Here is a 15,381-nt window from a genome sequence, read left to right on the forward strand (position 1 = left end):
TTTTCAAAATTCATTGAAATCAATAAGTTCTATGAATTATTGTAGAGCATCTACTCTTAAAAATGGCATTACCTTCAACTGACTGGCTAAACATGCGACAATGAGCGGCAAGAACGGCTTATTTTTTTCGCAAAATCAGGATATTAACTGCCCATGAAGGGTAAATACAAAGCCGCAATCGCGCTATTACTGCTGCTATTTCTTGTGCCGCTGACGCTGCTGATGACGCTCGCCCAGTGGGTACCCACGCTCGCCGGGATCTGGCTCCCCGTTGGAACGCGCATCGCGTTTGAAAAAAGCCCACGGCTCACGCGCCACGCCCTGATCATCCCCGATCTCCGCTATCTGGTAGAAGAGTGTGAAATTGCCCGCGTGGAAAACGTGACTCTGTCACACCCCAGCCGCTGGGATCTGGATATTGGCGCACTTGAACTTAACTCTGTCTGCCTGAGCAAATTACCGCAATCGGCGCCATCTACGGTGGCGCCGAAAACGCTGGCGCAGTGGCAGGCCATCCTGCCCAACACCTGGCTGACCATCCATCGCTTTACCCTTTCTCCCTGGCAGCAGTGGGAGGGTGAGCTGCATGCCTCACTGACGCCAGCCCGCCAGGACATCATCTATAACGGCAAGCAGGTGAGCATTAAGGGGCAGTTGCGCGGCCAGACCCTCTCCATCAGCCAGTTCGATGTGCAACTGCCGGATCAGCCGCAGCCCGTGAAGCTGGTCGGTGAATTTACCCTGCCGCTGGTGCCGGACGGCGTGCCGGTGAAAGGGCATACGGTCGCGACCTTTAACGTGCCACAGTTATCCTCGCTGGTCGATGCCGATCTGGACTGGGAGGACAATCAGGGCCAGCTGGTGGTCATGGCGCGGGACAACCCCGATCCGCTGCTCGATTTACCGTGGCAGATCACCGCTCAGCAGTTGACCATCAGCGACGGACGCTGGAACTGGTTAGCCTCCGGCGTGCCAATGAGCGGACGCGTCGGGCTGAAAGTGGATAACTGGCAGCGGGGGCTGGAGAAAGCCACCTTCACGGGGCGGCTCAACGTGCTGACCCAGGGGGATGCGGGTAAGGGCAACGCGGTGCTGAATATCGGTCCCGGCTCGCTCAGTATGGATAACAGCGCTATGCCGCTGCACCTGAGCGGGGAAGCCAAGCAAAACGATCTGATCCTGTATGCCAGGCTCCCGGCGATGCTGACCGGCAGCCTTTACGATCCGCAGCTTACGTTTGAACCCGGCGCTTTATTGCGCTCGCGCGGGCGCATCATCGACTCGCTGGATATCGATGAGATCCGCTGGCCGCTGGCGGGCGTGAAGCTCACGCAGAAGGGCGTGGACGGCCGCCTGCAAGCCATTCTGCGGGCGCATGAAAACGAAATGGGCGATTTTGAGCTGCATCTGGACGGCCAGGCTAACGACTTTTTACCGGACAACGGTTTGTGGCAGTGGCGCTACTGGGGTAAAGGGAACTTCACGCCGATGAACGCGCGCTGGGATGTCCGGGGAACCGGGGAGTGGCGCGACAACGTTATCGAACTGACCGATCTTTCCACGGGGTTCGACAAATTGCAGTACGGTACGATGCTGGTCAGCAAGCCGCGCCTGGTGCTGGATCACCCGGTGCGCTGGTCGCGGGACCCGGATAACCCCACCTTTAGCGGCGCGCTCGCGCTTAACGCCGGGCAAACAAGCTTTTCAGGCGGAAGCGTGCTGCCGCCGTCCGTTTTGACCTTCAGCGTTGACGGGACAGACCCGACGGTGTTCCAGTTTAAAGGGAACCTGCACGCGGACGACATCGGCCCGGTCCAGGTGAATGGACGCTGGGACGGCGAACGCCTTCGCGGTCAGGCCTGGTGGCCAAAACAGTCTCTTACGGTGTTTCAGCCGCTGATCCCGCCAGACTGGAAAATGACCCTGCGCGGCGGCGAAATGTACGCGCAGGTGGCTTTCTCCGCGGCCCCCGATCAGGGGTTTGAGGCCGGGGGGCACGGGGTGCTGAAAGCGGGCAGCGCGTGGATGCCGGATAACGAGATCAACGGCGTGGATTTTGTTCTTCCGTTCCGCTTAAGCCAGGGTACCTGGTCGCTGGGCACGCGCGGGCCGGTAACGTTACGAATCGACGAGGTGAAAAACCTGGTCACAGCCCGAAATATCACCGCGGATCTCCAGGGCGATTATCCCTGGACCGAAGCGAACCCGCTCCTGCTCACCAACGTGAAGGTGGAAGCGCTCGGCGGGAAAATCACCATGCAGCAGTTGAGAATGCCGCAGCACGATCCGGCTTTACTGCGCGTGGATAATATTTCCTCCAGCGAACTGATAAGCGCGGTGAATCCGAAGCAGTTTGCCATGTCCGGCCCGGTGAGCGGCGCGCTGCCGTTCTGGCTGGACAATGAAAAATGGATCATTAAAGATGGCTGGCTGACCAACCCGGGGCCGATGACGCTGCGCATCGACCAGGACACGGCGGATGCCATTGTGAAAGACAATATGGTTGCCGGGGCGGCGATCAACTGGCTCCGCTATATGGAAATTTCGCAGTCGTGGACAAAACTCAATGTGGATAATCTGGGTGTGTTAACCATGCAGGCGGCCATTAAAGGCACCAGCCGCGTCGAAGGCAAAAGCAGTTTCGTAAACCTAAATTACACCCATGAAGAGAACATTTTTACCCTCTGGCGCAGCCTGCGCTTTGGGGACAATCTGCAAACATGGTTTGAGCAACATGCGGCGATACCCCTTCTCCGCGGTTCGACAGGCAAGGAAAGTGAGGAACAACAATGAAAAAGAGGGCTGGTGTACTCACCGTGGCCGTCGTCGCGCTGCTGTCAGGCTGCACGCCGCGCATTGAAGTGGCGGCGCCCAAAGAGCCGATCACCATCAACATGAACGTGAAAATCGAGCATGAAATCCATATCAAGGTGGATAAAGACGTTGAAGCCCTGCTGAAATCCCGCAGCGATCTGTTCTGAGGATGTCATGAAACGATTAGCTCTGATGTTACTGGCGCTGGGGATGAACGTTCACGCCGCCACGCTTACGCTCAACGATGCGCGTGCCCAGGGGCGCGTAGGGGAAACCCTGAGCGGCTATCTTGCGCCCGTTCAGCACGACGCTGAAACCCTGGCGCTGGTGAACCGTATCAACGCCGCACGCACGGAAAGTTACCAGCAGCTGGCTGACAGTAATAATTTACCCGTCGACGAGGTGGCGAAAATGGCGGGACAAAAGCTGGTGGCCCGCGCGCAGCCGGGTGAGTACGTGAAGGGAATTAACGGCAAGTGGCTGAAAAAATAGCTAGCGATAACGCCTGCGGTATTCGCCCGGCGAAACCCCGAAACGCTGCTTAAAGGCGGTGGAAAAATGGCTATGGTCGGTGAAACCCCAGCTGTAGCCAATCCCCGCCAGCTTTTCGTCATCGCTGATGGAACGCAGCGCCTGAGCGCATAAATCGAGGCGACGGTTCTTAATATACTGCGCTACCACCAGCCCTTTCCCGGCAAACATGCGGTACAAGCTACGCACGGACATGCCGCTCTCTGAAGCTATCCACTCCGGTCTTAACGCCTCCGACTGAATATGATCATCAATCAGGGACAGAACGTGGCGGAACTGACGCTCCTTGCGCGGCAGCACCTCGTCACGCTGCTGGAAGGCCGGACGCAGCAGACACACCATCGCCTCAAGCGCCGCTTCGCTTTCACTGGCGCTGAGATCGGCATTGCCCATGCTCTCCTGCAACAGACGGTAGCTCAGCTGTACGGTAGGCAGACTGCGGGAGAGGGGCAGCGCGCACCTCACTTCCTGAAAACGCGCGTGTTGCTCAATGATTTGTCGCGGGAGCAGCAGCGAAATCTGGCGGGAACGCTCCTGCCAGTAAATGGAGCACGGGCGGGAGGCGTCAATCAGCGTGATATCCCCGGCTTTCAGCATCGCGCGCTGGTCGTCCTGTTCGATTCCGGCGCTGCCTTCCAGCTGAAACACGGTGTAGAACCAGGCATCGTTGCCGTTTTTGATCTCCTGACGGGTGCGAAACAGGTTAACGCCTGCGGCGGTCACCGTGCTCAGCTTCAGACTTTGGGTGTAGCTGGTTTCCAGCTCGCCGAGAAACGCCCCCTCTAACGGACGTGCCGCAAAGCGCCCACAAACCTGGTTAATTTGCGCCAGCCACTGCTGAAAATTGTCCTGTTCGCTTGCACACGCCATTGATGTTCTCGCTGCACCGTCACTGTTTTCGCATTGTTGCATTTATGTTGCATTTTGTCAGGGCTACGAGGCTGACTATAGGAAAGAACATTCAACGGTTACAGCGATATAAGCGGGAATTATCACGATTTGCGTACCCTGTCACAGCTGGCAAAGCGAATGTCACACAGACAAAAGCAGGAATGCGAATCCCCTCTTAGACTGCATACACACCCTGCGAAGCATAACGAAGGAGTATTCTATGTCCGAATCACACGTCGCCATCCTGCCGGGCGTGCAGCAGTTTTTAGATCGCCAGCACGGCCTGTGGATCGAAGGGCGTCAGGCGGCATCCGATAGCGAAAAGCGTCTGAACGTCTACAACCCGGCGACCGGAGAGGTTATTGCCTCTACCGCCGATGCCAGCGTCGATGATGTCGATCGTGCGGTGATGTCTGGCTGGCGCGCCTTTGTCGCCCGAAGCTGGGCCGGGCGGCTGCCGGCAGAGCGGGAACGCATCCTGCTGCGGTTTGCGGATCTGGTGGAACAGCATGGCGAAGAGCTGGCACAGCTCGAAACCCTGGAGCAGGGGAAATCGATTAACATTTCCCGCGCCTTCGAGGTGGGCTGCACCCTGAACTGGATGCGCTACACGGCAGGGCTGACCACCAAAATTGCCGGTAAAACCCTCGATCTCTCGATTCCACTGCCGCAGGGCGCGCGTTATCAGGCGTGGACGCGTAAAGAGCCGGTGGGAGTCGTGGCGGGGATTGTGCCGTGGAACTTCCCGCTGATGATTGGCATGTGGAAAGTGATGCCCGCGCTGGCGGCAGGTTGCTCCATCGTGATCAAACCGTCGGAAACCACGCCGCTCACCCTGTTACGGGTGGCGGAACTGGCGAGCGAGGCGGGGATTCCGGAGGGTGTGTTCAACGTGGTGACCGGCAGTGGCGCCGTCTGTGGCGCGGCGCTGACCTCGCACCCGCGCATTGCCAAAGTGAGCTTTACCGGTTCGACGGCGACGGGCAAGCAGATTGCCCGCGCGGCGGCGGACACGCTAACGGGCGTGACGCTGGAGCTGGGCGGCAAAAACCCGGCCATCGTGCTGAAAGATGCCGATCCGGCGTGGGTGATTGAAGGGCTGATGACCGGCAGCTTCCTGAATCAGGGGCAGGTCTGCGCGGCCAGTTCGCGTATTTATATTGAGGCTCCGCTGTTTGACACGCTGGTCAGCGGGTTTGAACAGGCCGTGAAGTCCCTGAGCGTCGGGCCGGGCATGTCGCCGGAGGCGTTTATCAACCCGCTGGTGTCGCGCGCCCACTGCGATAAGGTCCAGGCGTTCCTGGATGAGGCGAAGGCGCACCATGCGGAGCTGATCGCCGGGAACCGGGGGCCAGACGGCAAAGGCTATTACGTTTCGCCAACGCTGGTGGTCAACCCGGATAATCATCTGCGACTGACGCGTGAAGAGGTCTTCGGGCCGGTGGTGAATCTGGTTCGTGTGGCCGATGGGGAAGAGGCGCTTCAGCTGGCGAACGACACTGAATATGGCTTAACGGCCAGCGTCTGGACGCAGAACATCAGTAAAGCGCTGGCGTATACCGACAGGTTACAGGCCGGTACCGTGTGGGTGAACAGCCACACGCTGATAGACGCCAACCTGCCGTTCGGCGGCATGAAGCAGTCTGGCACCGGGCGCGATTTCGGCCCCGACTGGCTGGACGGCTGGTGTGAAACCAAGTCGGTGTGTGTGCGGTATTAAAAAAACGCCGGGTGGCGGCTACGCCTTACCCGGCCTACGGGATCGAGGAAAAGGTTGGTTTTGTAGGCCGGGTAAGCGCAGCGCCACCCGGCGTAACTTACAGCGACCACCGATCCCGCCCGGCCTCTTTCGCCCTGTACAGCGCCGCATCGGCGCGGGCGATGATTTCCGGGCCGGCCAGCCCTGCGGTATAGCCTGCAATGCCCATACTCGCCGTCACACATTCACTCACCTTCGACGCGCTGTGCGGAATGGCTGCGTTGCGCAGGCCAGCCTGGATCCGCGCGGCGACTTTCTCAGCAACGCTTTCTTCGCAGTCAAAGAGGATCACCACAAACTCCTCGCCACCGTAGCGCGAAACCACATCCTCTGGCGTGCGCACCGAGGTGTTCAGCACCTCTGCCACCCGCGCGAGGCACGCATCTCCGGCCTGGTGACCGTAGGTATCGTTATACAGTTTGAAGTAATCGACATCCAGCATCAGCACCGCGAAGCGTTTGCCTTGCTCTACGGCATTTTCCAGCACCAGCTCCATCGCCCGGCGGTTGGCCGTTTTCGTCAGCGGATCCTGATGGGCCAGCGCATCCAGCCGCGAAATTAAACGCTGATTCTGCTGGTTGCGACGCCACGCCTCTTCAAACCAGCTCAACAGGATATAGCGCCCGCACACGAGAATGAACGTGAACACCACCCACAGCCCGGCAAAGCGATAATTAATTTCCTGATTCAGCAGCATGCTGGCAACGGGCAGGCTTACCCATAGCGGAACGGTGAAGCAGAGCAGTGCCACCGGGTGAAAATAGAGCGCGGTCATACCGGCCATCAGCAGGGTAACGAATATAGGCCAGGGATGAGGAAGCTGTAACACGTTGATAAACCAGTAACAACTTATCGACCACAGCAGGCTGCACATAAACAAAACGGCGCTGACGCCGCGGATGTGGCGCCAGGCCATGATCACCAGCGCCACGGAAAGGATCACCACGCCCAGCATGGAGGCGTCAATCATCTGCCGCAGAGGGGGGCTGATGTGCAGCAGGGCATCAATATGGCCGAACAACGAATTGCGCAGCAGGACCATAAGGGCAAAGCTGGCATTCACAAAGGCGAGCCACGGCAGGTTCACGGCCAGCCCGTGAACAACCATTGATTTACGGGTAGGCCATATCGCGGGTTCGGGTGTGGCTGGATGTCTTTTTTCCATTGAAGAGAATTTTCCTTGAGCGGGCGGAACGTCCGCCCGCGAGTGCTGCCTTTACGGGGTCACAATGTTAAACCAGAATTCAAATTTATCCATGTAACCGAGCATGGCATCAAGTTTTGCGGCATCGCCGGTCACTTTGATATCGCCGTTATCCTGCGCCTGTTTAAGCGTCACTTCTTTCAGGATGATTTTATTCAGCGTATCGCGGTTGAGGGTCACTGTCGCGTCAGCGTCTTTCGCTTCGGCGTTCGCCGTGTGGTTCAGCACGCCATTTTCCAGCTCCAGCTTGTATTTACCGCCGTCGCTGCCGAGGTCGATGTTAAACACCGATTTTGCATCCGCCGCTTTTTCACCGTTAATGTGCACCGCCAGATAGTCAAAGAACATTTCTGGCGTCATCGCGCGCACGGTATCCGGGCTGGCGGTGTTCGGGGTCGGTCCTTTCACCACGCCGTTACGCAGCTCCTGGGCGCCGGTCAGGTAGAAGTTACGCCACGGGCCTGATTCAGCCTGATAACCCAGCTGCTCCAGCGCATCCGCTTCCAGGTTTCGCGCGGCCTGATTATTTGGATCGGCAAAGACCACCTTGCTGACCACCTGAGCCACCCAGCGGTAGTTCCCCTGGTCAAAGTCAGTTTTCGCTTTGCTCAGGATGGCATCCGCGCCGCCCATATAGTCCACAAATTTCTTCGCGGCTTCTTCAGGCGGCAGTTCGTCCAGGGTCGCCGGGTTGCCGTCAAACCAGCCTAAATAGAGCACGTAGGTTGCTTTAACGTCATGGCTGACAGAACCGTAATAGCCACGGTTTGCCCAGGTATTGGCCAGGGAGTTTGGCAGTTTGAAGTTGGCGGCAATCTCGTCACGGGTCAGCCCTTCGTTCGCCATGCGCAGGGTCTGGTCGTTGATGTAGCGATACAGGTCGCGCTGGCTTTTCAGCAGGTTAACCACGTTGTCATTGCCCCATGTCGGCCAGTGGTGCTGCGCCATAATGATTTCGGCTTTATCACCCCAGCGTACAATCGCCTGGTTGATGTATTTCGACCATGGCAACGGCTCACGAATTTTCGCCCCGCGCAGGGAGTAGGTGTTGTGCAGGGTATGGGTGACATCTTCCGCAGACTCGATCAGCTTTTTCTCTTCGATATACCAGAGCATCTCGGAAGGCGCTTCCGATCCCGGCGCGAGCATAAAATCATAGGTCAGGCCGTCGATCACCTCTTTCTGACCATCTTTCTCGATGATATTGGTCGGGGCGATCAGGGTCACCGTCCCGGCGGAGGTGGTGGTACCGAGACCCGCGCCGACCTGGCCCTTCGCATCCGGCTTCAGCAGGTTGCCGTACATATAGCTGGCGCGGCGGCTCATGACGTTACCCGCCATGATATTCTCCGCGACGGCGGCCTCCATAAATCCGGCGGGCGCGTAGACTTTCACCTTGCCGGACTTCACATCAGCTTCGTCCACCACGCCGCGCACGCCGCCATAGTGGTCAACGTGGCTGTGGGTGTAAATAACGGCGACCACAGGCTTATTACCGCGATTTTTATAGTAAAGATCCATCCCGACTTTGGCCGTTTCCGCCGACACCAGCGGGTCGACCACGGTAATGCCTTCTTTACCTTCAATAATGGTCATGTTTGACAGGTCGAGGTTACGGATCTGGTAAACGCCTTCGGTCACTTCAAACAGACCGCTGATGTTAATCAGCTGGGACTGACGCCATAAGCTCGGGTTAACCGAGTCGGGCGCCTTATCGCCTTCTTTGATAAAAGCGTACTGCTGCGGATCCCAGACGGTGTTGCCTTGCTCCCCTTTGATAATGTCCTGAGGCAGCGGGGCAATAAACCCTTTGTGGGCGTTGGTAAAATCGGTGTTATCGGAGAAAGGAAGCTGGTTGAAGAGTGCGTTGTTGGCCTGTTGCGTTGCTGCGGTGGCATCCTTAGGTGCTTCTGCGGCCCAGGCGGAACTGGCAGAAATAAAACATCCCGCCAGCGCGAGACTCCTGACGATCTCATTGATTCTCATCCTAAAACCTCTCAGTAAACTGTGACGTTGTTTGTGGAGACTCCGAATCCTGGTGAAAGTGTGTCAAGAAATGCAAAAGGATTAAGCGAGGTAACAATAACTATAATCGGGGAGAGTAATTCAGCAAGTAAGCGGATGAAAAACCGGGCATTACGCCCGGTCGGTGGATTATTTCTGCTCTTTTTTCTTGCCGAGCGTTGGCGTCTCGTCAAAGAAATTCCACGGCTTGAGTAAGGTGTGCACCCATTCCGTCGGCATTATCGGCCACTCCTCGGCACGGGCGACATGGGTGGTGCCGGTGGTCATCCAGATGACGTTATCCTGGTCGTTCAGCGACTCGTTATCTTTGCTGTACTGGCCGAGGCCGGTATCGTGCGTGGAACGGTTCGGGTATTTTCCCTCCGGGTACATCTCGTCGGGATGGTAACGCGTCACCCACAGCTGTTTATCCATAAAGCTCAGGCGGTGATAAATCCACTCGTCCGGGGCAAACTTCGCGCCGGACGCTACCGGGTGTGTACCGCCCGCGTAAGGGATGATCTGATACGAGACCGGGTTGCCCATGCGGTTCTCTTTGCTGGTATTGCTCAGCAGGCGGATGGTGCCCGGGTCAAACTTCTGCGCCGCCTGCTGTTCGGTATCAATATCATACTGATTAACCTGCATGGTGCTGGTGCGCGGTCCGCCAGCGGTGTTCGGTTTGACGTCCGGATCCATGGCCACCAGCTTATTGTTGATGCCGTCCACGTCCATATCCAGACGGAAGTTGTAGATGTGCTGGTGGGTGGTACCGACAATATTATGGTCGATCAGCGTTCCGTATCGGGTGTCATCCTTCGCGGTGGCATCATGCATGGTTTTCGTTTGCACGCCTTTCACCGCTTCAATGCCCGTAGCCCCTGCATCAATGCCGATGGTGCCGTTTTCGTGGAATACCCAGTCGAAGATGTAATCGTAGTTACCCACGGTGCTGACCCAGCGCACCACCAGCTCGCGGCGTTCGGTGCTGACGTTGGGTTTACCTAACTCCTGATGCTTATATTCCGGCCCGGCGTAACGCTCGAAAATGGCGATCGCCCTGGGGATCTCCATTGGCGCGCCGGTGTAATCCGGGATGGTTTCGTTGAGCATCACGGCGTTAGACGGAACATCCTTGCCGCGCACCAGCGGGGAGGTCAGGGTACCCATGCCGTAATCGCCGGAGTCCAGGTAGGCTTTAAAGTACCAGCCGATATCCGGGTCGCCGTACGGCACAATCATGCCGCCGAGCGATCCCTGATACATCACCTGTCGCTTTTTGCCGTTGTCGTTATAGGTCACGGTGGAGATTATCGGGCCGACGCGTGAGTCCAGGCTCAGATGAAAATCCCAGTTCTGCCAGTGCACCCTGTCCCCGGTGATGGTGTAGTTCTTGCCTTCCGGCTCGATAATTTCCAGCGGTTTTTTCACCGTTTCAACGCGGTCGCGGCCATCATAAGGGCGCGGCGTGAGCGGAACCGGCACGACCGGGCCTTCCTCAATCTTCTGGATTTTCTTCTGCTCGAGATCCACCACCGCAACCAGGTTTTCGATCGGGTGCGCCCAGTAGTTACCGTCGCCCACGTCGAGATAGCTGATCACTTTCAGCAGGCGGTCTTCCTGTTTCAGCCCATCCTTGCCGTCAAAAAAGCCGACGGTAAGCGGAGTGGTGATCACTTTCTTCGGGTCGGTAATGCCGCGCTTTTTCAGCACGGCGGCAAACTCCGGGCTTTCATTGATGATCTGCTGCACGGTATTGAAGTCATCCAGCAGCACCATGCCGTGCGCGTCTTTGATCGGCTCCCAGCGGAGGATCTTTTTGTCCTTCAGATCCACCCGGCTTTCGATGATGTGTTTACCATCAAGCATGATGATATTGGCCTGGCGGGGCGCATCCACCGCCGTGCCGTTAAGCACAAAGTCCCAGACTTTGGCCTTTTCTGGCTCCGCCAGCGCAATCTGGGTAAAGCGGGTATTGGGTTTAAAATCCGCAGAGGCTTTCACAATGGCTACGGCCTGGTTGATTTCATCAGCCGTCAGCGCGTTTAACGGGTGGGGGCTTTTTTCAACCTGGAATGTCTGATCAAGACCGGACTGAAAAACATCGTTGATAAAGGTCTCCGGGATAAACGCCTTATTGTTCTTCATCACCACGGGCACCTGGAGCGTCAGCGGTTTGCCGTTAACGATGGCGGTATTTGCGCCGGGTTTGACCTTCACAAAGGCACCGTCTTTGACGATGGTGAACATCTGGGCGTAATCATCCCACTGCACGTCCGCGCCAAACGCCTGAAGCGTTTTGTCCATCGGGACCATATGCGCCTCGCTGCCGTGAGCGTAAACAGGGGATTGCCAGGCGCAACAGAGCGCAACGGCCATGGCCAGTGCCGTTCTACGGGCAGAAAAAGAAGAATTGCTTCCCATCGCAGACCTCATCTTGTTGTGTTTATTGTGTTGTGTCAGCCTTATCCTGACAGGCGCGCACGAAAAGCGTTTGCCTGCATCTGCCAGGTTGTTTGTCAGTCTTGCCAGGTTAAAAAAAGAGCGGGGGTGCATCACACCCCGGTCAGGTAGTTGTAGGCCGGGTAAGCGGAGCGACACCCGGCAAGAAAGAGGTGCGTCAGAAGTCACCCTGCTGGCGCGCCACCAGCGTCAGGATGGAGTAGAGCGCCACGGCCTGCTGGTGCTGGTTGAAGATCTCCACCGCCCATTCCACCACGCCGGTGGGTTTTTCCTCGGCAGTGCGCTGTTTCTTCAGCGTTTTACGTTTACAGGTCAGGCGCACCTGAATGGTATCGCCCGGCTTGACCGGCTCGATAAAGCGCAGGTTTTCCATGCCGTAGTTGGCAATAACCGGCCCAACCCCGGCATCGACAAACAGCCCCGCCGCGGCGGAAATCAGGAAATAACCGTGTACCACGCGCTCACCAAAAATCGACTCCGCCGCGCCAATTTTGTCCATATGGGCGTAGAAATGATCCCCGCTCAGGCAGGCAAAATTCACGATATCCGCTTCCGTCAGGGTACGACGCGGGGTCAGCAGGCTGTCGCCCGGCTGTAACTCCTCGAAGTATTTACGGAAGGGATGAACGCGATCTTCCTGCACCTCCGCGCCACGGACCCACTGTTTACCGATCGCGGCGAGCATGGACGGGCTGCCCTGAATGGCCGTGCGCTGAAGATAGTGCTTCACCGCGCGCAGGCCGCCCAGCTCTTCGCCGCCGCCCGCACGTCCCGGACCACCGTGCACCAGCTGCGGCAGCGGTGAACCGTGGCCGGTGGATTCTTTCGAGGATTCCTGGTTGAGGATCTGAATGCGTCCGTGGGCGCGCGCGGCACCGGCAATAAACTGCCGCGCCACGCGGGTATCTGCCGTAACCAGCGTTCCCGCCAGGCTGCCGCCGCCCGCCCGCGCCAGCTGCATGGCGTGTTCGGTGTTACGGCAGGGCATTAGGGTTGCAACGGGGCCAAAGGCTTCGGTGGCGTGGACGGCCGGGGTTTCGTCCGGCTGCGGGCAGAACAGCAGGGTGGGCGGGAAGAATGCGCCAGCCGCCTGCAAATCAGCTTTACCACCCAGACGGATCTGACAGCCCGCGGCAAGGAGATGATCGACTTTTTCCTGCACGTCAGCACGTTGCTCACCGTTGACGAGGGCCCCCATCTTCACCCCTTCCTGGGCCGGATCGCCGACGACCACTTTCTCCAGCCGCGCAATCAGCGCCTGGCTGACGGCGTCAACCTGCGCTTCCGGCACGATGATGCGGCGGATGGCGGTACATTTTTGCCCGGCTTTGGCGGTCATCTCGCGCACCACTTCGCGAATAAACAGCGCAAACTCCGGGTGTTCCGGCGTCACGTCCTCACCCAGCACGCAGCAGTTAAGGGAATCCGCTTCCATGGTAAACGGAATGGAATGCGCGACGATATTTGGGTGGACGCGCAGGCTCTGCCCGGTGCTGGCCGACCCGGTAAACGTCACCACGTCCTGGCTGTCGAGCTGGTTCAGCAGATCGCCCGCGCCACCGCAGATCAGGTTGATGGCGCCGTCCGGCACCAGTCCGCTCTCGACGATCGCTTTCACCATCGCCTGAGTCACCTGCGCGGTGGCGGTGGCGGGCTTGATGATGGCGGGCATCCCGGCAAGCCAGGTGGGCGCGAGCTTTTCCAGCATCCCCCAGCACGGGAAGTTGAACGCGTTGATATGCACCGCCACGCCGGATTTCGACGTTAACACGTGACGTGCCGCAAAGCCGCCTTCCTTCGACAGCGGGATCAGCTCATCCTCCGGCCACAGGGTATCGTCCGGCAGCTCACGGCTGCCGAGGCTTGCGTAGGTGAAGAGGGTGCCGATACCGCCTTCAATATCCACCCAACTGTCGGCCTTCGTCGCGCCGGTCTGGGCTGACAGGGCATAAAAGCGATCCTTCTGGCTCAGCAGATGTTTGGCCACCGCCTTCAGCATGGCGGCGCGCTCGATAAAGCTCATTGCCCGGAGCGCTTCTCCGCCGTGTTCAATGGCGTAACGGCGCGCGGCCGCCATATCCAGCCCTTCGCTGGTGACTTCAAATAGCGTTTCCCCGCTGATGGCGTGGGTGATGGTGCGCTCGCGGCCCCGGCCTGATTGCCAGGTGCCGGACAAGAAGCTGGCTAACTGCTGCATTTCTTCTCTCCAGATGTTTCATAATTTCACTATAAATAGTTTGACCGCGAATCATAAAAATCAAGCTGAGTTTTAATGAATTGTTAACGCTGTGATCTGTATTGCTTAATCTGACCACCCAAAAGCCTTGCGTCATCGGCCTTTCATTAAAAGGCTTGCGAGCGTCGTCACAAAATAAACAAACGCTTCTTGGGGTTATATTTAACCTTTGTGTAACTTTTAAGAAACCAAATGATTCACCATTTTGCTATTTGTGGTGATTTAACGAATCACAAAGGTGGTTATGTGACGCAAGAACAACGCTTTGAGCAACGCATCGCACAGGAGACGGCCATCGAGCCGCAGGACTGGATGCCGGATGCCTACCGCAAGACGCTGATCCGCCAGATTGGACAGCACGCCCACTCTGAGATTGTCGGCATGCTGCCGGAAGGAAACTGGATCACCCGCGCGCCGACGCTGCGCCGGAAAGCCATTCTGCTGGCGAAGGTGCAGGATGAAGCCGGACACGGTCTGTACCTCTACAGCGCGGCGGAAACGCTGGGCTGCGCCCGGGAGGACATTTATCAAAAGATGCTCGACGGCAAGATGAAATACTCCTCCATCTTCAACTATCCGACCCTGAGCTGGGCCGATATCGGGGTCATTGGCTGGCTGGTGGACGGGGCGGCCATTGTGAACCAGGTGGCGCTGTGCCGTACCTCTTACGGCCCGTATGCCCGGGCGATGGTGAAAATCTGTAAAGAAGAGAGCTTCCATCAGCGTCAGGGTTTTGAGGCCTGCATGGCGCTGGCGCAGGGCAGCGAAGCCCAGCGGCAGATGTTGCAGGACGCCATCAACCGTTTCTGGTGGCCCGCGCTGATGATGTTCGGACCCAACGACGACAACTCCCCAAACAGCGCCCGCAGCCTGGCCTGGAAGATCAAACGCTTTGGCAACGATGAGCTTCGCCAGCGCTTCGTGGACAACACGGTGCCTCAGGTGGAGATGCTCGGTATGACCGTGCCGGACCCCGACCTGCGTTTCGATGAAGAGAGCGGCCACTACCGCTTCGGCGAAATCGACTGGCAGGAATTTGACGAGGTGATCAACGGGCGCGGGATCTGCAACCACGAACGTCTGGCCGCAAAACGTAAAGCCTGGGACGACGGCGCATGGGTGCGTGAAGCCGCTCTGGCCCACGCGGCAAAACAACGCGCCCGCCAGGCCGCATAAGAGGAATCAACCATGAGCAATGTTTACTGGCCGTTATACGAAGTTTTTGTCCGTTCGAAGCAGGGGCTGTCGCACCGGCATGTGGGCAGCCTTCACGCTGCCGACGACCGCATGGCGCTGGAAAACGCGCGCGATGCCTATACCCGCCGCAGCGAAGGCTGTTCCATCTGGGTGGTGAAGGCGAGTGAAATCGTCGCTTCCCAGCCGGAAGAGAGCGGGGAGTTTTTCGATCCGGCGGAAAGTAAGGTCTACCGTCATCCGACGTTTTACACCATCCCTGATGGCATCGAGCATATGTGAGGT

The 15,381-nt window shown here is 58.0% G+C and carries 11 protein-coding genes; 6 read left to right on the forward strand and 5 right to left on the reverse strand.

Annotated features, from left to right (window positions below):
* Positions 1-153 precede the first annotated feature (153 nt).
* From ACWKXX_RS19830 to ACWKXX_RS19840, 3 genes are read left to right on the forward strand one after another with little or no spacing between them, the layout of a single operon-like run.
* On the forward strand, positions 154-2,793 hold the full coding sequence (locus ACWKXX_RS19830) for a YdbH family protein (RefSeq protein ID WP_045348168.1): 2,640 nt from the start codon (positions 154-156) through the stop codon (positions 2,791-2,793).
* Positions 2,790-2,981: a YnbE family lipoprotein gene (locus ACWKXX_RS19835; protein WP_003857369.1), complete on the forward strand. Its 192-nt coding sequence runs from the start codon at positions 2,790-2,792 to the stop codon at positions 2,979-2,981. The genes ACWKXX_RS19830 and ACWKXX_RS19835 overlap by 4 nt, the downstream gene beginning before the upstream one ends.
* 7 nt (positions 2,982-2,988) lie before the next feature.
* On the forward strand, positions 2,989-3,306 hold the full coding sequence (locus ACWKXX_RS19840; RefSeq protein ID WP_006808832.1) for a YdbL family protein: 318 nt from the start codon (positions 2,989-2,991) through the stop codon (positions 3,304-3,306).
* Here the strand turns inward: ACWKXX_RS19840 and feaR are convergent, their stop codons facing one another.
* Positions 3,307-4,215, reverse strand: coding sequence for a transcriptional regulator FeaR (feaR, locus tag ACWKXX_RS19845; RefSeq protein WP_015570600.1), 909 nt, complete (start codon positions 4,213-4,215; stop codon positions 3,307-3,309).
* A gap of 241 nt (positions 4,216-4,456) precedes the next feature.
* Between feaR and ACWKXX_RS19850 the strand changes: the two genes are divergently transcribed.
* Complete coding sequence (locus ACWKXX_RS19850) at positions 4,457-5,956, forward strand: aldehyde dehydrogenase family protein (protein ID WP_045339728.1); 1,500 nt, start codon at positions 4,457-4,459, stop codon at positions 5,954-5,956.
* Between the two features lie 97 nt (positions 5,957-6,053).
* On the opposite strand, the gene ACWKXX_RS19855 is transcribed toward ACWKXX_RS19850, so the two are convergent.
* From ACWKXX_RS19855 to paaZ, 4 genes are all read right to left on the reverse strand, one after another.
* Complete coding sequence (locus tag ACWKXX_RS19855; RefSeq protein WP_017693486.1) at positions 6,054-7,160, reverse strand: GGDEF domain-containing protein; 1,107 nt, start codon at positions 7,158-7,160, stop codon at positions 6,054-6,056.
* A 51-nt stretch (positions 7,161-7,211) separates the two neighbouring features.
* Positions 7,212-9,185 carry an alkyl/aryl-sulfatase gene (locus ACWKXX_RS19860; RefSeq protein ID WP_017693485.1) on the reverse strand — a complete coding sequence of 658 codons (1,974 nt, stop codon included), beginning with the start codon at positions 9,183-9,185 and terminating at the stop codon, positions 7,212-7,214.
* A 168-nt stretch (positions 9,186-9,353) separates the two neighbouring features.
* Positions 9,354-11,627 (reverse strand): primary-amine oxidase, encoded by a 2,274-nt coding sequence (gene tynA / locus ACWKXX_RS19865; protein WP_023296556.1) that lies wholly within the window; start codon positions 11,625-11,627, stop codon positions 9,354-9,356.
* 196 nt (positions 11,628-11,823) lie between these two features.
* A complete protein-coding gene (gene paaZ / locus ACWKXX_RS19870) occupies positions 11,824-13,863 on the reverse strand; it encodes a phenylacetic acid degradation bifunctional protein PaaZ (RefSeq protein WP_261666259.1) in 2,040 nt (679 codons plus the stop codon).
* A gap of 285 nt (positions 13,864-14,148) precedes the next feature.
* Between paaZ and paaA the strand changes: the two genes are divergently transcribed.
* Complete coding sequence (gene paaA, locus ACWKXX_RS19875; RefSeq protein WP_040118298.1) at positions 14,149-15,078, forward strand: 1,2-phenylacetyl-CoA epoxidase subunit PaaA; 930 nt, start codon at positions 14,149-14,151, stop codon at positions 15,076-15,078.
* A gap of 12 nt (positions 15,079-15,090) precedes the next feature.
* Entirely contained in the window at positions 15,091-15,378 is a 288-nt protein-coding gene (gene paaB / locus ACWKXX_RS19880; protein WP_003857353.1) for a 1,2-phenylacetyl-CoA epoxidase subunit PaaB, read from the forward strand.
* The last annotated feature ends 3 nt before the right edge of the window (positions 15,379-15,381 follow it).

Source organism: Enterobacter sp. UPMP2061, assembly GCF_053709615.1.